At 44.3% G+C, this 20,122-nt stretch carries 21 protein-coding genes; 8 read left to right on the forward strand and 13 right to left on the reverse strand.

The window, feature by feature from the left end:
• Positions 1-196: 196 nt before the first annotated feature.
• A complete protein-coding gene (locus LMH68_RS18310) occupies positions 197-799 on the reverse strand; it encodes a 2OG-Fe(II) oxygenase (RefSeq protein WP_050711798.1) in 603 nt (200 codons plus the stop codon).
• A 202-nt stretch (positions 800-1,001) separates the two neighbouring features.
• Between LMH68_RS18310 and LMH68_RS18315 the strand changes: the two genes are divergently transcribed.
• The gene (locus LMH68_RS18315; RefSeq protein WP_017067276.1) at positions 1,002-1,790 is read left to right on the forward strand and encodes an MBL fold metallo-hydrolase; all 789 of its coding nucleotides are present in this window, start codon (positions 1,002-1,004) and stop codon (positions 1,788-1,790) included.
• A gap of 146 nt (positions 1,791-1,936) precedes the next feature.
• Here the strand turns inward: LMH68_RS18315 and LMH68_RS18320 are convergent, their stop codons facing one another.
• A complete protein-coding gene (locus tag LMH68_RS18320; RefSeq protein ID WP_017069208.1) occupies positions 1,937-2,365 on the reverse strand; it encodes an ATP-dependent zinc protease in 429 nt (142 codons plus the stop codon).
• Positions 2,366-2,397: 32 nt separating this feature from the next.
• On the reverse strand, positions 2,398-3,303 hold the full coding sequence (gene rimK / locus LMH68_RS18325) for a 30S ribosomal protein S6--L-glutamate ligase (protein WP_004740040.1): 906 nt from the start codon (positions 3,301-3,303) through the stop codon (positions 2,398-2,400).
• Positions 3,304-3,905: 602 nt separating this feature from the next.
• Between rimK and LMH68_RS18330 the strand changes: the two genes are divergently transcribed.
• Positions 3,906-5,690, forward strand: coding sequence for an SgrR family transcriptional regulator (locus LMH68_RS18330; protein WP_229648251.1), 1,785 nt, complete (start codon positions 3,906-3,908; stop codon positions 5,688-5,690).
• Positions 5,691-5,877: 187 nt separating this feature from the next.
• Complete coding sequence (locus tag LMH68_RS18335; RefSeq protein ID WP_029235615.1) at positions 5,878-6,939, forward strand: MBL fold metallo-hydrolase; 1,062 nt, start codon at positions 5,878-5,880, stop codon at positions 6,937-6,939.
• Positions 6,940-7,050: 111 nt separating this feature from the next.
• Here the strand turns inward: LMH68_RS18335 and LMH68_RS18340 are convergent, their stop codons facing one another.
• Positions 7,051-7,476: a MarR family winged helix-turn-helix transcriptional regulator gene (locus LMH68_RS18340; RefSeq protein WP_017060573.1), complete on the reverse strand. Its 426-nt coding sequence runs from the start codon at positions 7,474-7,476 to the stop codon at positions 7,051-7,053.
• A 97-nt stretch (positions 7,477-7,573) separates the two neighbouring features.
• On the opposite strand from LMH68_RS18340, the gene LMH68_RS18345 reads away from it, so the two are divergent.
• The 4 genes from LMH68_RS18345 (at position 7,574) to LMH68_RS18360 (ending at position 10,923) form a co-directional block, all read left to right on the forward strand.
• The gene (locus LMH68_RS18345; protein ID WP_017081271.1) at positions 7,574-8,065 is read left to right on the forward strand and encodes a DUF2798 domain-containing protein; all 492 of its coding nucleotides are present in this window, start codon (positions 7,574-7,576) and stop codon (positions 8,063-8,065) included.
• A gap of 34 nt (positions 8,066-8,099) precedes the next feature.
• Complete coding sequence (locus tag LMH68_RS18350; RefSeq protein ID WP_229648250.1) at positions 8,100-8,405, forward strand: DUF3861 domain-containing protein; 306 nt, start codon at positions 8,100-8,102, stop codon at positions 8,403-8,405.
• A gap of 205 nt (positions 8,406-8,610) precedes the next feature.
• Complete coding sequence (locus tag LMH68_RS18355; protein WP_229648249.1) at positions 8,611-9,375, forward strand: hydratase; 765 nt, start codon at positions 8,611-8,613, stop codon at positions 9,373-9,375.
• A 189-nt stretch (positions 9,376-9,564) separates the two neighbouring features.
• Positions 9,565-10,923, forward strand: a complete 1,359-nt coding sequence (locus LMH68_RS18360) for a Na+/H+ antiporter NhaC family protein (RefSeq protein ID WP_229648248.1) — start codon at positions 9,565-9,567, stop codon at positions 10,921-10,923.
• A 201-nt stretch (positions 10,924-11,124) separates the two neighbouring features.
• On the opposite strand, the gene LMH68_RS18365 is transcribed toward LMH68_RS18360, so the two are convergent.
• From LMH68_RS18365 to LMH68_RS18375, 3 genes are all read right to left on the reverse strand, one after another.
• Positions 11,125-12,285, reverse strand: a complete 1,161-nt coding sequence (locus LMH68_RS18365; RefSeq protein ID WP_229648247.1) for a multidrug effflux MFS transporter — start codon at positions 12,283-12,285, stop codon at positions 11,125-11,127.
• Positions 12,286-12,595: 310 nt separating this feature from the next.
• Entirely contained in the window at positions 12,596-12,976 is a 381-nt protein-coding gene (locus LMH68_RS18370; RefSeq protein ID WP_229648246.1) for a hypothetical protein, read from the reverse strand.
• A 153-nt stretch (positions 12,977-13,129) separates the two neighbouring features.
• Positions 13,130-14,842 carry an RluA family pseudouridine synthase gene (locus tag LMH68_RS18375; RefSeq protein ID WP_229648245.1) on the reverse strand — a complete coding sequence of 571 codons (1,713 nt, stop codon included), beginning with the start codon at positions 14,840-14,842 and terminating at the stop codon, positions 13,130-13,132.
• A gap of 291 nt (positions 14,843-15,133) precedes the next feature.
• Between LMH68_RS18375 and LMH68_RS18380 the strand changes: the two genes are divergently transcribed.
• Positions 15,134-15,586, forward strand: coding sequence for an NUDIX hydrolase (locus tag LMH68_RS18380; RefSeq protein WP_229648244.1), 453 nt, complete (start codon positions 15,134-15,136; stop codon positions 15,584-15,586).
• A gap of 17 nt (positions 15,587-15,603) precedes the next feature.
• Here LMH68_RS18380 and LMH68_RS18385 read toward each other — a convergent pair whose 3' ends face one another.
• From LMH68_RS18385 to LMH68_RS18410, 6 genes are all read right to left on the reverse strand, one after another.
• Entirely contained in the window at positions 15,604-16,041 is a 438-nt protein-coding gene (locus LMH68_RS18385; protein ID WP_229648243.1) for a bifunctional diaminohydroxyphosphoribosylaminopyrimidine deaminase/5-amino-6-(5-phosphoribosylamino)uracil reductase RibD, read from the reverse strand.
• A 163-nt stretch (positions 16,042-16,204) separates the two neighbouring features.
• Positions 16,205-16,759 carry a nucleotidyltransferase family protein gene (locus LMH68_RS18390; protein ID WP_229648242.1) on the reverse strand — a complete coding sequence of 185 codons (555 nt, stop codon included), beginning with the start codon at positions 16,757-16,759 and terminating at the stop codon, positions 16,205-16,207.
• Entirely contained in the window at positions 16,759-17,046 is a 288-nt protein-coding gene (locus LMH68_RS18395) for a putative quinol monooxygenase (protein ID WP_017060584.1), read from the reverse strand. The genes LMH68_RS18390 and LMH68_RS18395 overlap by 1 nt, the downstream gene beginning before the upstream one ends.
• 978 nt (positions 17,047-18,024) lie before the next feature.
• Entirely contained in the window at positions 18,025-18,882 is an 858-nt protein-coding gene (locus LMH68_RS18400; RefSeq protein WP_229648241.1) for a hypothetical protein, read from the reverse strand.
• Entirely contained in the window at positions 18,882-19,736 is an 855-nt protein-coding gene (locus LMH68_RS18405) for an ABC transporter ATP-binding protein (protein WP_017079596.1), read from the reverse strand. The genes LMH68_RS18400 and LMH68_RS18405 overlap by 1 nt, the downstream gene beginning before the upstream one ends.
• On the reverse strand, positions 19,733-20,104 hold the full coding sequence (locus LMH68_RS18410) for a GntR family transcriptional regulator (RefSeq protein WP_054547155.1): 372 nt from the start codon (positions 20,102-20,104) through the stop codon (positions 19,733-19,735). Before LMH68_RS18410 ends, LMH68_RS18405 begins: the two co-directional genes overlap by 4 nt.
• Positions 20,105-20,122: the final 18 nt, after the last annotated feature.

Consider the following 20,122-nt stretch of genomic DNA (forward strand, 5'->3'; position numbering starts at 1 on the left):
GTGGCTAAACCGTTTCACTGATATGAAAGATTCATTTCGATTTCATTTAAGAGAAAGTTATTGATGGTTTTAATATTTATTGCGTGCGGTTTTTAAGAGGTATGTTGTTCAATACTCGCTCAATATTTGTTCCATAAAAAAGCCTCTCGAAGGAGAGGCTTTGAATAAGCTAGAGCTTGTTATAATCGGCTTTGTTCTAGTGTGCGATATCGAGTTGGTTGTCTTTCACGCCGTTGATACGGAACCAACCTGCAATACTGAATCGCTCTGTGTTTGTCGGCAGTACCTCGTGTGGGAACTGTTCAGATAAGAACACAAATAAGCGGCCTGACTTTGGTGGAATGGTCGCGATGTGGTTGTCTTTTAGGTCGTAAACCACAAGTTCACCAGCGTCTTCTTCTGTCCACTCATCATTCATATAGAACACAGTGGTCAGGCGGCGGTTTTCATTGCCCTTGAAACAGTCTAAGTGCTTCTGGTAGAAGTCGCCTTTTTCGTATTTAGCAAAGTGCGCTTCGTACTCGAACAGACCCAAAAAGAACGCTTGGTTTGCCGCTAAACGAATTTGTTCCATTTTGTCTAGGAACAGAGATGCTGGCTGACCCATATCGCGGCGCACCCATTGAATCTTGTCACTACGAATGGTCGACTCTCGCGTTACTTCATCGTTACGGCCAATCCTAGCCTTTTTCCAGTTCTCTGGAATGCAATCCCTCAATGCCACCACTTCTTCATGAGTTAAGAAGTCATCCCAAACAAAGTAGCCTTGGGTAGAAAGAGCATCGATTAGTTGGTTCATGTATAGCACTCAGACAATAAATTAGAGGCGCATATATAGTCCTAATAACTTAGGTCAACAAATCACGTATTTTGTCGTCACGATAAAAGAGCGGAAGAGCATGGTACTTTGATGTGATTTTATAGTTAACAAATTTGTTACAAATAAATGTGAGTTTGCTATGGTGTAGGTCTGACCAGTTGAATTATCACAAGGAGTGGGTTTGCAGCTGCATACCATTAAAGGCTATATCCAAGACATGTATCTCGTAGAGTACCCAGATAGGTTGCTGTTACTTGATGGTGCGTGCCGTGCGGATATTCCTCATCTTAGGGCTTTCATTGAAGATGAGCTTGGCCGTGAATTTAGCGACCTACATACTGTGGTTGTTACACACATGCATCCGGACCACGCAGGGGCAGCGCATACGCTCAGAAAGCTGACTAATTGTCATTTGGTGGCAGCAAACAGAGACAAAGATTGGTATCACGGCATCGATGGCATTTTGATGCACCTGACCGACTTAGCGCTTGCTAGGTGGATGGCGAACCGCTTAGGCAAGCCTAAAGCAAACCTATGGTATTCAAGAAAGTTAAAGCCGGACTACAAGCTGTCTGATGGGGATAGTATTCCAGGGTTTGATGATTGGTTGGTTCTTGAAACACCGGGCCATACCGACCGTGATCTCTCGGTCTATTGCCCATCACACAGCGTGGCTTATGTGGCCGATTTAATGGTCGAGGTTAAGAAGAAGCTGATTCCGCCATTTCCTATCTTTCACCCTAATAAGTATCGAGCGTCTGTATCGCGCATTTATGACATGCAGCTCGATACCTTGCTGGTGGCGCATGGTGGGCAAGTCGATTTCAGTCAGAAGGCTTTTGAACACCTGTTGATGAGTGCCCCAAGAAGGCCTGTTACACATTGGCGAGTGACGAAAATCAAAACCAAGAAATTACTTTTATCGATTGGGCGATTTGGTTTTCAATCTCATGGTAAATCGAAGAAATAGATCAGAAGCTTGAATGCAAAGTCGTGTATTCAGAGCTGAAAGTAGAAATAGAAAAATAGATAGCAATAAGGCCAGTCATGAGACTGGCCTTATATCGTTGTGAGTAGCTTTAGTTATAACCTGTGGAGCGGTTACGATGACTCGGATTAGTGAGTCAGCAGGAATTCACCCGCAGGGTCAACAATCACTTTGTCACTCATGCCTTGACGTCCAAGCAACATCATGTAAGTCATGTCTTGACGGTTGCTTAGCGTGATATCGATAGGCCATTCCTGACCACCGATTCTTAGCATGGTTTCAATCACGCAACGGTGTTCAACTTCGCCGTTAGATGATTTGATTTTCTTACTTGTTTTCAGTTTCGCCTTGCAGCGCACCGTCTCTTCTAGGTGATAAACGTCTGGGTGAAGGTCGAACTCTACGAATTTCTCACCATTTGATTTAACACATAGTAGATTGTCTACGTGTAGAGAAGAGGTTTTAGCCCCTGTATCAACACGTGTATGTAGTCCAGTTATCCCTAACTCTGGTAAGCAAAGTGCTTCGGTATTCCCTATGATCATTTTATTGTTCATTTTCTTTCCAATCATGAGTTATCGGTATTCAATCAGCCCTTGCCACGAGTACGGTTAGCGTTTGGTTTTGCATTCTTCTCGATGAATTCGAAAATCATGTCTGCTACATCTTTACCCGTTGCTTTCTCGATGCCTTCTAGGCCTGGAGAAGAGTTTACTTCCATTACTACTGGGCCGTTCTTAGATTGTAGGATATCTACACCACATAGGTTTAATCCCATGATTTTCGCTGCATTGATTGCTGTTGCGCGCTCTTCTTTGGTTAGTTTAACCAGCTGAGCAGTGCCGCCACGGTGCAGGTTAGAGCGGAATTCACCTTCACCAGCTTGACGCTTCATTGCAGCAATTACTTTGTTGCCAACAACAAAACAACGGATGTCTGCGCCATTTGCTTCTTCAATGAACTCTTGAACCAAGATGTTCGCTTTTAGGCCCATGAACGCTTCGATAACGCTTTCTGCTGCTTTGTTTGTTTCTGCTAGTACAACGCCGATACCTTGAGTGCCTTCAAGAAGCTTGATCACAAGTGGCGCGCCGCCTACGTTTTTGATCAGGTCTTGAATCTTGTCTGGGCGGCTAGCGAAACCTGTTTTTGGTAAGCCAATACCTTTACGAGACAACAGTTGTAGTGAGCGCAGTTTGTCGCGAGAGCGACTGATTGCTACTGACTCATTGATACAAAAAGTGCCCATCATTTCAAATTGGCGAACAACCGCAGTTCCGTAAAAGGTAATGGAAGCGCCAATACGTGGAATAACAGCATCGTATTGAGGTAGCTCTTCACCCATGTAGCGAATCTTCGGATTGTTACTCGCGATATCTATATCACAGTGCAACGTGTCGATAACATCGACCTGATGACCACGTGCTTCTCCAGCCTGCTTTAGACGAGCGGTAGAGTATAGATTTTCGTTGCGAGAAAGAATTGCGATACGCATGGCGTTTCCTTAGTTAATACCTGATTGGTAACTGCAAATAAATTAGTTGTTAGCTGAGCTTTCAGTTTTTTCTGAGGCTCCTTGCTTGCTTCGGGGCGAACCTTAAGGCTTTTCGTTCAACTAAGAAAACGAATTAAATTTGTCGAGTCGACAACGGAAATTTATCGATTGTGTGAGCTATTGGTACAGCAGGCTTGAGAGGGGAATTGGAATGGAAAAGCGAGTTGAGACCTAACTCATATTGGGGGTAGGAGCATATTAGGTTGTACCCAACTCGCGTTTACTCGGTGCTAAAAAGTGTACTAATAACGCCAGTTACATAGATCTAAAAGTGTTCGTAGTGCTTCTCTTTCGAGCTTACTGCAGGTGCTTTTTAGCTTGTTAAGATAGTATTTTCTCATGGTCATTACTCTCTCTGGTTAGGCTTTATTTACAACCTATGGTTTGTTGCTGACCCGTTCATTATGGATAATTAAGAGGAACTAAAAAACAGATGTTATTTTTATTGGTTGTTCCTGTTTTGGTCGCATTACACTACTTTTTGATGAATGTGTTTTATAATGGGCTTAATTAGGAAGAGCTATCTTTAAAAGGTTCATTATTTGTCTGATCTAAACATGATGCGTTACTACACGCGGCTAGAGTCGTTCGAGCCAAACATTTCTCATTCAGTCACCCTAGCCGAAGTAGCGGATATGCTGTTTACAAGCTTGCGTCACGCTCGAACCTTACTTGGTAAGATGCATCAAGCTGAATGGGTGGTGTGGGAGCCAAAAGTTGGCAGGAATCAACGCTCTAACTTAACACTGCGTTTTAGCAATTCAGAGTTGGCGCAGCATGTTGCAAGTAAACTGATAGAGCAGGGCAAGTACGAAAAAGCACTTTCCATATTGGATAATGACCGCGCTGTGTTTGGTTCTTTACTGCAAGAAACTTCCGGCGCGACCATGCGTGAAGGGCTGCTGCACGTTCAATTAACCTATAAGCGTAAGTTTGAGGATTTGTTTCCGCACCATATACACCGCAGTAGCGAACGATTTTTGATAAGACAGGTTTTTAGCTGCCTAGTGACGTGTAATGGTAAAGGTGAGTTAAAGCCTGAATTAGCTCACCATTGGGAATATGACACAGAGCAACTGGTTTGGACTTTCTATCTGCGCCCCGGTCTGACTTTTCATGATGGTCAGCCAGTAGATGCCAAGCAGCTGGTTGCTTTGTTTACTGCTTTACAAGCTCTGCCTTTCTATCAAGCTGAGTTAGATCATGTTTCTTCCATCTACAGTGAACAGCCATTGAGGATCAGCTTTCAACTCACCAAAGCAGACACCGGGTTCGCGGGCTTATTGGCTGGCGTTAAGTATTCGATTCAACCTGCTGCGCAAGTCACACGAGAGCCATCGCCATTAAATTCGGTCTCTCATGCTGTGATTGGAACCGGCCCCTTCAAAGTGGTTGAGACCAATAGTGAGCGCATCAAGCTCTCGGCATTCGAACACTTTTACGGGTGTCGCTCTTTAACCGATGAAGTGACTATTTGGCAGTTTGAAGAGTCGATGACAGGTAGTGCTCGATTCGATGATAGCCAGATGCAGGTGTCACCTTATGAAGACTCCGCCTGTTTTCACCAATTAGGGAAAAGCGACACTGAGCTAGTCTCGGCTGAAACTGACGGGCTTCGTAGTCGAATCGAAGATGGTTGTTTGTTTGTTCTGTTCAATCAAAACTCAGCAGTGAATCCGTTAAGCGACGAGCAACGTAAGTACCTATCAGCCCTTGCAAACCCTCAGGCTATTTTGGCGCAACTGGAGCAAAACCAAGGATTATTTAGTGTCTCTTTGGCTCAGAACATATTGCCAAGTTGGCAGAAGCTGTATCGAACGCCTTCCAGAGAGAGCGAGTTGCCTAAGAAATTGAGCATTGCGGTATATAACTACTATGCCCTTTATCGGTGTGCGATTTGCGTGTCGGACATCCTTAAACGACATGGAGTGGAAGTTGAAGTGAACACCTATAGCTTTCGAGAGTTGGCGCTGCTTTCTCAGCGGGGCGATTTAAAAGAAGATTTGGTATTGTGTAACCTGAATCTCGATGATAATGCGCCATCTTCGCTGTTCTCGTGGTTGATGAATGACCCTGTATTGCATTCCGCGCTCGGAGAGATGAACAGTGATTGGCTTAAACAGCGCTTAGATCATCACAAAGCCTCAGTTGAACTGCCGAATTACTTGGCAGAGTTGGAGCCTGTTGCATCGACGTTGATTTCTGATTATTGGCTAGTGCCTATGTTCCATCACCTACAAACCGTGCGTTTTCAAGGCATTTTGAAAAACGTGGCCATTACCAACTGGGGATGGCCAGATTTCAAGAATGTATGGTCTGCTGATTAACCTTTCTTACTAGCTAAATAACTAAGTTAACTCGTTGCCAAAATTGGTTTTTCCAAAATCGACTTTGACACGCTTACGTCTAGATAAATTAAAAATTACACTCGGTGGTTTACTTTTTGGTTTTGGCATATAAACTAGTCGGTGTAGTTTATGTGTTGGGTCTATCCCAACGGTTAAAGAGATACCAATGAAAAAATATCTATTACCGATTTTAGGAGTACTTGCCGTGGTCGCTATCGTAAGCACAGGTTCACAATCAAATGACAATCTAGATAAGCTTCCAAAGAAGTTTGCTAACAGTGAGTTAGAGTACAAATCGGGCATGTCTGATATTTTTTCAATCTTGAAAGCGTATGTAACCGTGGAAAGAAATGAGCCAGTGCCACGTGCTGCATTGCCTTTGATTCCGATGACAGCCGAGCAATTGATCGAAGAGACAGAAGACGTTGCGTACCGCTTAGGTCACTCAAGTGTGATGATGAAGCTAGATGGCAAGCTAGTGATGACTGACCCTGTGTTCAGTGATCGAGCATCACCAGTGCAATGGATGGGGCCAAAGCGCTTTCACCCAACCCCAATCTCACTGCAAGATCTACCTGACATCGATGTGGTAGTGATCAGCCATGATCACTACGACCATTTAGACAAAGGTGCCGTGAAGGTATTAGCCGACAAAGTAGGGACGTTCTTAGTGCCATTAAGAGTGGGCGCACTGTTGGAAAAGTGGGGCGTGGATAAAGAGAAGATCATCGAATTGAACTGGTGGGAATCGGCAACGGCCTCAGACATTGAGTTCACGTTGACACCGACACAGCATTTCTCTGGTCGTGGCTTGCTTGATCGTGACCAAACACTGTGGGGCAGTTGGGTTATTAACGCTTCAGACAAGAAAGTCTTCTTTAGCGGTGATTCTGGTTACTTCAATGGCTTTAAAGAGATTGGCGACCGTTTTGGGCCGTTTGATTTAACCATGGTTGAAACGGGTGCGTATAACTCACTTTGGGCGGATATTCATATGTTCCCAGAACAGAGTGTTCAGGCACACATTGATCTGCAAGGTAAGGTGATGATGCCAATCCACAACAGTACCTTCGACCTTTCTATGCATGATTGGCAAGACCCAATGGAACAAGCACTGGCGATTAGCAAAGAGCGAGATGTACAAATGGTAAGCCCGGTGATGGGTGAACGTTTGGTGATCTCAGAGCCTGTACCTGTTCAGGCATGGTGGAAACTAGCATCGAATTAGAGCTGTCATCCAAATAGACATAGCTAAACCACTAAGCTGTACAACCCAACTTATACACGAAACGCCACCGATCTTACGATTCGGTGGCGTTTTTTAGTTTTATTTTTAAGATCAGCTTTCTAAGTTCTGCGCCATTTTCTTCGCAATTTTTCTGAATTGTTCTAACTCGTCTTCGGCCATGCCTTTGGTCATTCTCTTCAGCATGTCTCGATCGATATCCGAGACCTTACTCATGATCTCTTGACCCTTATCAGTCAGAACCAATAACTGGCTGCGCTTGTCTTCCGGGTTCGGAGACTTCTTCACAAGTTCCTGATTGATCAAGGCATTAATGAGCCGAGTGACCTGTGCTTTATCACGATCTAGGAAGTGTGCGATATCGATAGCGGTACATGGAGACTTCTTAGTAATGATCTTCATGACACGAATGTTCATAGGTGCGATCTCTGAGTCTAAGCTCTCAATCTGTTCGCTCATTTGACGTTTCAAAGAGTGCACTAGACGAAAGATTGATTCTAGCGATGTGTTATCAGACATAAACTATCCTTAGAAATATAGTTGACATTATCAACTACTGTATTTATAGTTGACATTATCAACTTAATTGTTCGTAAATTCAAGACAGGAAATAGATATGACGATTCAAGCAACTCTAACGCCAACTCTTCCTGAGCAAAAAGGCACACCGGTTTTATACAAAGTTTTGGTCATGATGAGCTTAATGCTGACGATTGGCGGCAGTTTAACGGCTGTGATGACTTACATGAATGTCGGATTCGGCGAGGAATTTATTGGCAACTGGCTTTCTTCGTTAGCCCTTGTTGTCGTGATCATGATGCCAATGGGCACGGTGATGATGGCTTTAGTCACCAAAGCCGTTGCTAGAGTGTTCACAACTTATAGCGAGAAAGTTCGCAACCTGATCGTAGGACTGATCATGGCATTCATAATGGAGTCCATGATGGCATTTGTAACAGCGGCAAATAACATTGGATTTTCGGATACATCGGCGTTTACCAGTGGATGGTTTAATGGATTTATTGCCGCACTTCCCATTGGCCTTGCGATCATGGTCGTGATGTCGATGACGGTTAAACCTAAGCTCGAACGATTCATGAAGAGCTAACCAAAACACTTTTTAAGCATTTTAGGAGGTCCAAATGAAAGCATTCACAGGCAAACACAATAACTACCGTATCACTATCGAAGAAGTGAACATCAAAGAAGATCGTGAACTTCAAACCATGCAGTTTGAAATTGAAGACAGAGAAGATATGTTCGCGATTGTTGAGAAGATCAAACATGACAGCGGCTTAGATGAGCAATCAGCAGCGCGACTAGGAGTGAGCATTCGCTTGTTAGGCCCATTGATGATGCAAGATAGAAAACACCCTCTGTTTGTTGATTTTATGCCTCACTTCAGAAACTTCATGCAGAATTTGAAGAATACGTTGAAAGGGCAGTAAAGCCTAACCATCAGCAACACATCGAAAAGCCAGTAACGAACTTACTGGCTTTTTTACATTTAAATCAAAATAGTTTCAGTTGTTTGCGTCTAGAATATGCGAAAATTGATGGCTGAATTTTCGGTGTAGCACCGTTGTTGAATTGTCTATTCAAGCTTTAAGAAATCCGATATTATACTGGTCATAAAACTAAAGGTGGTATTATATGACAAATGTATTTAAACAAGCAGCTGAAGAACTGTTGAGTCGTCGTGTTGCTGGCACCAAAGCACCAAGATTGGACGAACAGTACCGTCCGAATAACTTGGAAGATGCGCTAAAGATCCAATCTTCAATGATCGATTTGAAAAGCGATAAAGTCGGCGGTTGGAAGTGCTTACTTCCTCTAGCTGAAGACAAGTTTGTTGTTGCGCCAATCTTCTCGGGCAGCGTTCAACAAGGCGAAGTTTGTGAACTGTTTGCTGACAACGGCGTAGTACGCGTTGAGCCTGAAATCGCATTTACGCTTGCTAAGAGCCTGCCTGCAAGCCAAGAAGGCTACAGCGAAGAGCAAATCAACGAAGCGATTGGTTCTTGCCACATGGCACTTGAGTTAATGCAGTCTCGTTTTGCGGATGACAGCGGCGCTGAGTTCTATGAAAAGCTGGCCGATGGCCTAGTAAACCAAGGTCTATTTATTGGCTCTGAGATTGATCGCGAAAAAGCGTTCACTTCTGCAGAGATCAGTATTGAAGTGACTCAAGGCGAGCAAGTTCAAGCATTCGACGGTAAGCACCCGAATACACTGCCAGCAAGCCCAATTTACTGGCTGATTAACTACATGACACGTCGTGGTGTTGATTTCCAAGCGGGTGAAGCCATTATCACGGGCTCTTACTGCGGTATCGTGGAAATGGAATTCGATAAACCAACGACCTTCCACTACGAAGGCATTGGTGAATACCAAGTAACGTTCAAGCAGAAACGCTAACTTCTAGCGGCGCACTATCTGTTATCGAAAGGCTGTTTACTGATGAGTAAATAGCCTTTTTTATTACGTGATGCTTAATAGGGTTCTTATTACTTTGCATTAAATTAGGCGTTTAGACGTCTAGACGTTGACAAGTTCTAAGTGTGACATTAGTCTGCTCACCTTCCTGTTCTATTGTGTTGTCGTTCCATGTCCAATTCAAAAAATTCTAACGCGGTAATTGCCCCTTCTGCAGTGGCGCTTATCCCTCTGATCGTTTTCCTTGCGCTGTTTATTGGCGTGGGTACATACCTGTCGCTACAAGGCGTCGATTTTGCTTTCTATCAGCTTCCAGCTCCGATTGCGGCTCTGCCTGCCGTGATGTTAGCGTTGCTATTGAGCAAAGATAAATTGAACCGTGCGATCGAGCAGTTCTTAGGTGGTGTGGGTCACAAAGACATTATTGCAATGTGTATGATCTACCTATTGGCGGGTGCTTTTGCTGCTGTGGCTAAAGCTTCTGGTGGCGTGGACGCGACGGTAAATCTTGGTCTATCTGCTATCCCAACGAGCATGATCCTACCGGGCATCTTCCTTATTTCGGCGTTCATTGCGACGGCAATGGGTACTTCTATGGGTACTATCGCTGCGGTTGCTCCTGTTGCACTAGGCATTGCTGACTCAGCTGGCATGAGTATTCCTCTAACCGCTGGCGTAGTGCTAAGTGGCGCTATGTTTGGTGACAACCTTTCTATCATCTCTGATACCACGATTGCCGCGACACGCTCGCAAGGCTGTGAGATGAGAGATAAGTTTAAAGAGAACATCCGCATTGCACTTCCTGCTGCACTTATCGCGATTGTTATCTTTGCTTTCAACAGCACGGCAACTCAGGTTCCTGAAACAGGTCCAATCGAGTGGCTAAAAGTCCTTCCGTACATCACTATCTTGATTCTTGCGGTATCGGGCATGAATGTCTTTGTCGTGTTGGCGATTGGTATCTTGCTGGCGGGTGGCGTGAGCCTAGGTTCTGTTGAGAAATACGGTATGACTGATTACGCTCAAGATATCTATGCAGGCTTCGGCAACATGCAGGAGATTTTCTTATTGTCGATGCTAATTGGCGGTTTGAGTGAGCTAATGCGTCGTCAAGGTGGATTGGCGTTCCTGACTAACTTAGTAAGTGGTGTGATTCGTGCGTTTGGCTCTTCACACTCTAAGCAAGCGAATGGTCGTGCGAGTGAGCTAGGCATTGCTGGCTTGGTATCTATGGTGAACCTATGTACTGCAAACAACACGGTAGCGATTATTGTGTCTGGTAGTGTGGCTCGTCAATTGGCGGAAGAGAACAATGTGTCTCCACGTCGTTCTGCAAGCTTGTTGGATATCTTCTCTTGTGTGATTCAAGGCGTGTTGCCTTACGGTGCGCAGGTATTGCTGTTAGGTTCGGTATTTAACCTATCGCCTTTGGATATTGTAGCTAACTCTTACTACTGTTTTGCTCTTGCAATCGTGGCTGTGGTTGCTGTGTTTATTAAACACCCAGCACGTCAAGTGGCTCAAGCTTAGTAACAATTGACCAAACTGAGTGCTCACTGGCTCTGATAAGAAGGCTCCTTAATAGGAGCTTTTTTGTGCGTGAAACTCATGGCTTGAAAATTCAATGTACGTCTTCAAATACAAGAAAACCGCCTATGTAGACGGTTTCTAATTTCGTTATAGCGGTTTTCAAGTTTATTGTAGTGTGAATGACAATTAGGCTTGAGAGCTTTAATTCAGCTTATTAGTCACGAACTCTTTGTTTCTGACCATTAGCCACATCAGGACGCCTAGCGTACCGATGGATAATTGGATAAAGCCTAGGTTTTCAATCAGTGACTCTGGGCGGATTGAAACTAATACCATGCCAAGCGAGCCACAAATCATGCTGAAGAACTGTATCAGTGCGACGGCAGAGCCCGTGTCATGATCTTGTTGATTCAACATCAAGTTGGTCCCCGGTACTCGCATGATGATCGCCATTAATGTCGCTGGTGCAGCGATGAACATGAAGAACCAAGGGGACAGGTCGCCAATGGTTAGGGTGAAGATTCCCGCAAGCGCTAATAAAGCAAAACATCCTGAGATGACCTTTTGAACCGGCATTCGGTAGGACAACTTCATGTAAATTGTTGGACCAAATGAGGCGCACAGTGCATTGAATGCGAACGCGTAACTAAACTGTTGTTCGGTCAATCCAAAGTGATCGATGTAGATATAAGAACCCGCCGCAAGAAAGCCCATCAACGCCATCGGTATGATAGAGAAAATGACCAGCAGCTTGACGAACGAGCGGTTTTTCATGACCACGCCCATTCTTCCCCATGATCGGAATATAGAACCTTGGTATTTGTTTTCGAGTGTTTCTCGGTAGCAGCAAGCTAATACTGACGCAAATGCACCAAAAATGGCGAGCGTGACAAACATCATTCGCCAAGAAGCAATTTTCAGTAGAAAGGCACCAAATACAGGCGCAACCATTGGCGCGATGATCACCAGTGACATGATAGTCGCCATGATCTTTTCACGTTCTCGGCCATCATAAAGATCTTTGACAATGGCGGTAGCGATAACGGTGATAGCACTACCAGCAAAGGCTTGGAATACACGAGCACCAATTAACTGTTCGATGCTATTGGTCATCGCGCACAATATGCTCGCGACCATATAACCCGCTAATCCAATTAATAGGATCGGCTTACGACCGAATTTTTCGCTGAGCGGCCCCCAGAACAAAAGACCGATGGCGTAAGTAACGAAGTAGCTGCTCAGGGTTAGGTTGACCATGGATCGGTCAGTATTAAACACCTCGACCATCTGCGGAAGCGCAGGTAGGTAAAGGTCGATGGTCAATGGAGGGAAAGCACTTATTATGACGAGAAAAAATAGCATACCGGTCTTTCCCAGTACTGGTTGTGGTCTCTTCAAGGTGGCTCTCCGTTGTCCAAGATAGGTTTCTAATTGATGTGATATTGATATACAGAAGGTTAAGGCACGTCAGACAAGAAGGATAGAGGCGTTCGAGGATATAGTGAAAGTATCGATGAGCTTATCTCTATGAGTTCGAATCTACGAAGTCGGTCTGCATACTGAATTGTATTACAAAACATTATTACTTTTATAGCTAACGAGTTCAATCAGTTAGTAGCAGGGTAGCTTGTAATCGCCTACGACACATTGTAATGATTATCGAGTTGGCTTGTTATCTTTTCTTTGGGCGCTTTTCGACTAAACCGTTACGCTCTAAACCACGTCGAACGCTGCTGCATAGTTTACCAAAGTGGCGCAGTTCTTCGAAGTTGGGGCCTTGGCCAATGGAAATACTGTGCTCCCAGTACATCAACTCACTGTCGACCATCTCTAGTAGCTTCTTAGAGCAACCCGAGCAGTTTCCTTTTGGCCCACAGATAAACGTCTCCGATTCGTAAAGTGGGAGTTCGTTTTTAACTTCTTCAATTAAGCTTAGCATTGCCAAATTTAGATTAGGCTTTTTGGTTGCTAGTGGTTTCAAGCTTGGTGCTTGCGCAGTTATCAAAGAAGAAGTTTGTGTGTTGTGGTGTAAATTCAAAGCAGCTGATGACATATCAAAGGCCTCAAGGAGAGAAGAAGGAGGGCATGCTACTCTTCACAACAAAGTGAATCTTGATGTAGTGCAATAAGCGTTGAGATATACCCAAAAGAGGTAGGAGCCACAAGCGGTGTGACTCCTATTAAAGCTCGGTACTAATGAGAGATTTTAGAATTCAGCGTCGAACTGGAATTCCATCCACTCTTTGGTGACTGGGTGGTGCAGTGCAAGTCTTTCTGCGTGTAGGTGCAGTCGGTCGGCTTTATTTCCATATAGGCCATCACCCACGATAGGCATGTTAAGCCCTTCTTGGTGTGAACAGTGAACACGTAACTGGTGTGTACGGCCTGTTTTAGGGTGCAGGTAAACCTTAGTGGTTTGCTCGTTTCGCTCAATCACTTCCCATTTGGTTTCTGCAGGCTTGCCGTGTTCGAAGCAAACAATCTGACGAGGGCGGTCATACAAGTCGCCACGCAATGGCAGTCGAATATAGCCTTCATCTTGGTCTAGTACACCTTCAATCATTGCGACATATCGCTTCTCAACTTCACGAGTAATGAACTGCTTCTGTAAGCTTTTGTTCGCACGTCGTGTTAAAGCAAATATCAGAATGCCAGAGGTCGCCATATCCAAACGGTGGATAACAAATGGCCCTTCAACATCTTGGTGCATTTCTTGAACACGAGTGTAAGCCGAATCTTTGATGGTTTTACCCGGTACGGATAGAAAACCTGCTGGTTTGTGTACCACAACGATGTGATCGTCTTGGAACAGGATATCGAGGTCTTTGCCTTCAGCTGGGTTTTCTAGCAATGGGTTGGGATCGACTTCTAAGCCTTTCATCATGTGACCTAAAATCGGTACACACTTACTTTGGCAAGAGGCGTAGTATTTTTTGTGTTTGCGGATTTCGGACTTTGGAGAGCGACCCCACCAAAACTCAGCCAATGCCAATGGCGTGTAACCATTCAAGTACGCGTATTGCAGCAATTTAGGCGCAGCGCATTCACCAGAGCCTGCTGGTGGTATCTTGTTTGGCGTGTTTTCAAAGATCTGGTTAAGGTCTTCAACGTTTCCTTCCGCATTTTGGAAAGCGTATTGTGAAAACAACTTGTGTTGAAGCTGATGAGAAATGTGTGCTCTTTGCTCTTTTAGCTCAGCCAGTTGAGTGGTGAACACATCAACTTTAGCCTGCAATACTTGCAGAGTCTGTTCCCAGTTGAGTTTTAGGTACTTCTGCTGGTTCTTGTCGGCAACACTGGCTTTGTTTAGCTCATTATTTAGCTGTTCGAAGGCTTGCTCATCAAGGTTTTCTTTGCCTTGTTCACGTTGTTCTTTACGCGTTTTTCGGCCTTCAATAATCAATAGACGTTGAGCTTCAATCTCTTGCTCAGCTTGCGCTTTTTGCTGCGCCAGTTGCTCGCATAACTCAAGGTATTCAGCGTTTGCTTGCAGCGCTTTAAACTCAGCGTTTACAGCCATCATGTCGGCTGTGTCTTGATGGAAAAAGCTGTCGCTGCTCAGCATGTCGAACACGGGCGGTACAAAGTGAGGCAATAGGTTTTGGTCGGCGATTTTCCCTGAAAAAGCAGAGAAGTAACCCAATTCACCTTCAGGACTTTTCACCAGTAACACACCAAACATTTTGCCGCGACCAGCGTCAGAATCCAGTCCGAAGTCATGCTGCCAGTCGGTTTGAGTTTCTAGATATTGTTGAAGCTGATGAGAAGCGATTTCACACAGTGAGTGTGGTTCATAATAGAACGGGAAGGTAAAACGCTCTGGCAACGAATATGACTCGATCGGCTGTTGAAAACGAGTGAAGCAATGCTCAGGTGTGTGGCTGCTTTCTGAGTCGTGCGATGATTTTGATGAGTGCATAGTCGTATTAATACTTATATCGTGGTGATAAATGGTTGCGAGTCTACTGTGTATGTTTAGAGGCTTTAAACACAGTACGAGGCGGCGATTCTACTCTTTATCGAAAAGCGCCTCAAATAAGAAATGGTTCTATTACAGGATAGCTAAGCGAGATGGTTAACACTGAACCCATGAGTTATGGCTTGAACTTCATGAATTGATGAGTGACTTCTCGTTTCTAATCAGAGAAGGTAACTTAACAAGTGAAGGGTGGTAGCCTTGCCGCCCTCTTATTCAACCTAAGGTAACGTGATGATTCCACTCAATACTTCCATCGTAGCTGGTGTCGCTCTTTCAGAGATCGACGGACAAATGAAAATGCTATTAATGAAGCGTGTGAAAGGCGAATTTTGGTGCCATGTCGCAGGCTCGATTGAAGCGGGCGAAACAGGTTGGCAGGCTATCGTGCGCGAATTTGAAGAAGAGACCCAAATTAAAGTGGAAGCTTTGTATAACGCGCAGTTTCTGGAGCAGTTTTACGAGGCGCACGTTAATGTAATTCAGTTAATCCCTGTGTTTGCGGTGCTATGCCCACCCAACCAAGCGATTGAACTGAATGACGAACATACAGAGTATTGCTGGTGCGATTTAGAGGAAGCGAAAGCACTTGCGCCGTTCCCCAACCAACATGCCGTCTACGATCATATTTGGTCATACTTTGTCGATAAGCCAGTCAATCCGCTTTACCGCGTGAAATTGAACTAGCACTGGCTGTTTAAGATCTAGGACTTACCAAGGTAAGGGGTTAAAAAGGCGCTTACTTGCGCTTGGCATAACCCCACATCCACCTTCACGCCGTGCGATTCAAGGATCGCAACACCACGGCCATTATTGCGAGGGTCAGGGTCTAGCATTGCTACTACTACGTGTTTTACACCGGCTTTAACCAATGTATTGGCGCAAGCGGGTGTTCTGCCAACAAATGAACATGGCTCTAAAGTTACGTAAGCGGTAACCCCTTCCATTTCTCCGTCCAATCCGTCGTCATAGCTATTGAGCGCTTCAACCTCGGCGTGGTTTCCACCGACTTTTTGCGTGTACCCAACAGATACCACCTTATCGTTCTTTACCAAAACGCAGCCTACTGGCGGGTTTGGTTGGCAATCAGGTAAGGCTTGGCGCGAAGCTTCAAGAGCTTGCTGCATGTATTGTTGGTTCATGGTCGTTACTCAGTATGACGAGAGAGCGCAGCAGTTAGTGGTCGCGTGCGGTTGATGAGTTGATTAGTTACTAAGCTAATAAATTAATAAGCTAACAAGTGGGGGCATGTTCGATCTGATTGGGCTTTTAGTCAATGGTTTTAGCTTTGAATTCGAAAGCTAGTTAACTGTGACTAATCGTTAACTTGGACCACTGGGTCAGCCAGTTCTTGGATTGTACTCTTTGATCAAAGATATCTCGGTTACGCTTTGGGTTGGGTGTGATTTGCAAATCAAACAAACTCTCTAAACCAAAAGACGAAATACATTCGATGTCTCCATTGAGGCTTTGCTTTACGGCCACTGCGGTCTCTTTCTCTGGCCAGTAACTCATCGCATCCAATGAGCTTTGGTAAGACTCATCCCCATTTCTGGTGTGCATGTTGGCTTGATTGCGAACTTGCCAATTCAATTCAGGTAACCGTTGTTTAAGCTGAGCCTCGTATCGAAGATCCGATTCGTAAGAGGTATCAATGGGATCAAAGTAGATCACATCAATATCATTGAGGGGAGTCGGGGAGGCATAACCATGTAGGTGATCCCAAACGAGGTTTCTCACAAAGCCCGCAGCAACATAGCACTGCGGCAAATCCAGGTGAGCGACACAGTCTAAAACCTGCATTCGTAAGGGATCTTGTTTGATCAACGTGACGATGTGGTTGGCTAGCGGATGTATCATTATGATGTCGGAACGTCGGTGACTTGGTAGTGACGTGTCACGTTCTGGGAGATTTCACCCCATTCAGAGGCTTTTACTCGCTGTTGGTGCATTTCGAATGCTTCTCGGCTAGTGAATTCTTCATACACTTCAAAGCGATTAGGTTGAAGCGTGCTTTGACTGACTCGAAACACAATACAACCAGGTTCTTCTAGTGTCAGTTCTTTGTGCACAACCAAGGCATGTGTCACTGCTTCTAGGTCGTTGTCTGGCACTAGAATATGCCCTTGCAGAATTACTTTACTCATAATTACGTCCATTTAATTACGTCTATTTAATTTTGTCCAATACGGCTTTTTTCTATAAAAAGCTCTACCCGTTACAAACATAATCCCATTTTGATGTTGTGACGTATAGGCTAATGTGGCGATTAATTATTCACATCTAACACAGGTTGGGTTACGCTGTAACTTTATGGCTAAGGTGAGTAATAAAAGATAAGATGCTGGAACTAAATCCGCGTTGGTCCGGTCTATTAAGTACGTATCATTGAACTGTATTGATACTGAAATGAATTTGTCATCTGAGAGAACTAACCTTAATTTTGAAGAGCGGCTCATAGGATTGAATTGAGCCATAGTTGATATCTAGGTCATACTTTGATGTAAATGGTACTCAAAACTCTATAAATTTTGTGATTTGTATCATTGATCTGGACATCAAACACCGTTAGATTCGAATGGTTGGCAATAAAAATAGCTCATGAAGAGCAGTTAAAGAAAAGGAAATATCCCTTATGAAAAAAATGAGAAGAGCACAGCTTCATCGCGTTCGCATCCAATACTGGAAAGACACAGCGAAAGAAGCTTCAAAGAAATAAGCTTTAAATCGTAAAGCTTTAAGATAAAAAAAAGCTGAAAAGCTTAATCAAATGTAAAACGCAACAAATCGATTTCATTAGCACTCTCAAGGACCTTCATCTGGTCGGCGACTAAAGAAATCATCCCCCAAAGAGCTGACAGGCATTAACAACAATGCATTCAATGTCAGCTCATTAATACCTCCTCTTAGATTCTCTTGTTGCTTCACTCTATTACTCCTACTAAAACCCTTTTGTCCTTTTGTCCTTTTGTCCTTTTGTCCCTTTGTTCTTGTTACTCATTTCTGTATTGGCAAAGTCGTGATCAAAAAAAGCTCCCGATTTCTCAGAAGCTTTGATTTAGATTTTGATATCTGATGTGGTTAACTGCTCGGGAGAGATAACACCAACGTCAGGAGCGAATGCGTTAACGTTGGAAGAGCGTCTTCAAACTGACATCATCGGTTCGGTTCAGCTTTAGGCTCAGCAGATAGCCACCAACACCGATCAGTGCATAAATACCTAAAGATAAAATCGGCGCTTCTGCAATCGCACTTAATGGGTTGCTTGCTATGAGCACATTCATTGGCAATGACGCGATGAGAGATAGGAAGTCATTGATGCCATAGAACCCAAACACGGCGACAGAGAGGAACTTAATCGCATAGCTTGAGATGAAAATGACAAGCAGTGGAGAGTTTACCAGCTGCGAAATCGCTAGAGTGACGGTTGCCAGTGGCAATAAAACCAGTGCAACTAACATCATTCGTCCAAAAAACACGACCCAGTTGCTCAGCACATAAAACAGAGATTGCTGCTCAACCAATAGCGCCAGTTGTTGTTCACTTGAGACGTTCAATATCCAGAATAGAAAATCTGCGAACAGCACTAACAATGCACAGATAGCCGGAATAACCACTAAACCGAATCCTAGCTTCACGCCGTGAGTCATTACGTTAGATACCGGCATACTTCTCCAAAACATCGAACTGCCTTCTTGGCGCTCTTTACGCAGCGTTTTAGGGATATATAGCGTCGACAGGATCAGTGAAATAAGGCCCGCGCCAAAGTAGATCACTGAGTTGAGATCTTGTGCGAACTCTCTGTGGATGTCGCTCACGTCACCGTTCACTTGCATTTCAAAGAAAAACTCATGTTGTGCTGCGCCATTAAAGAACAGACCAACGAACAGTAAGAAACCACATAACGCGACAAACAGAGGCAATCGAGTGTTAACTTTGTGCTCGATGAGTTCTTTTTCTAGCATGTAAAAACTTGGATGCATTATGCCTTCTCCATCTGTGTTGCAAGGAATAGATCTGCGAGACCAACGTTATAGATGTTACCCAGTGATTCAACCTGCGCTTTGTATTGACCTTCCAATAACCACTTAGTAGTGCCTAGCCCTGATTGTGAGGTCAGTGGGTTGAGTTTCTGAATCTCGCTTGAATGGTTGTTTGCGACTTCAATAATGAAATAGTCGCTCTCGATGTCTTCCATGCTTTTTTGCAGTACACAATGACCTTGCTTCAAAATCAGTACATCCGTTAATAGGTGTTCAATTTCTGAAACCTCATGGCTTGCAATGATCATGGCGCGTTCGCCGTCGTGGAACCATTCTAGTAGGTGGCGATAAAAAGTATCGCGGTACAGCAAATCTAAGCCCAGTGTAGGCTCATCTAAGATCAACACTTGAGTGTCAGTCGCGATGATGATCGCAAGGTGAAGTTGTACTTTCATCCCTTTAGAAAGCTGCTTGATAGTAGAAGACAACTTAATATTGGTGCTGCTTAACGTCTGTTCTGCTTTTTGCTTGTTGAAGCTAGGGTGCACACCTTGTGTGTATCGAAGCAGTTGTTTAACCGTCATCCACTCGGGTAACACGTTAACATCTGAGATGTACGACAAGTGCTGCATGAGCTCTGCGTGCTGGTGGATAGGGTGGTAGCCGTTTACTTCAATCTCACCTTGATAGTTGTGTCCACCAAGCAGTGATTTGATCAGAGTCGATTTACCCGCGCCATTGTGGCCAAGCAGACCAAGTACTTGCCCTGGCTTTAACTCAAAGCTGATGTTTTCGACACCCACTTGATTTGAATAGGTTTTGGTTACGTTTTTCACGGAAAGTAAAGTACTCATGACTTGTCCTTTATATGTTGTGCTAGTTGTTTCACGAGTTCTTCGACACTCATATCAATGATGCTTAGCGTCTCAGCGATGGCTGGGATCTGTGTGTTGATGAATGATTGGTGTGCCGACTCTTTCAATTTTTGAAGTGCCCCTTCGGCCACATACATGCCTTGGCCGCGTTTTTTCTCTACCAAGTCTTCATCCACCAGTAACTGATAGCTTTTCATGACAGTAAGGTGGTTGATCTTGAGATCGGCAGCAACCGCACGCACAGAGGGTAATGCTTGTTGCTCTAACCAAACACCTTGAAGAATTTGGTCACTGATCTTTGCGGCAAGTTGCCTAAAGATCGGTTGGTCGTCTTTCCATTCGGTCATAATTAAAACTGCATGGTG

The organism is Vibrio sp. F13 (assembly GCF_020806305.2).
GTDB lineage: Bacteria > Pseudomonadota > Gammaproteobacteria > Enterobacterales > Vibrionaceae > Vibrio > Vibrio crassostreae_C.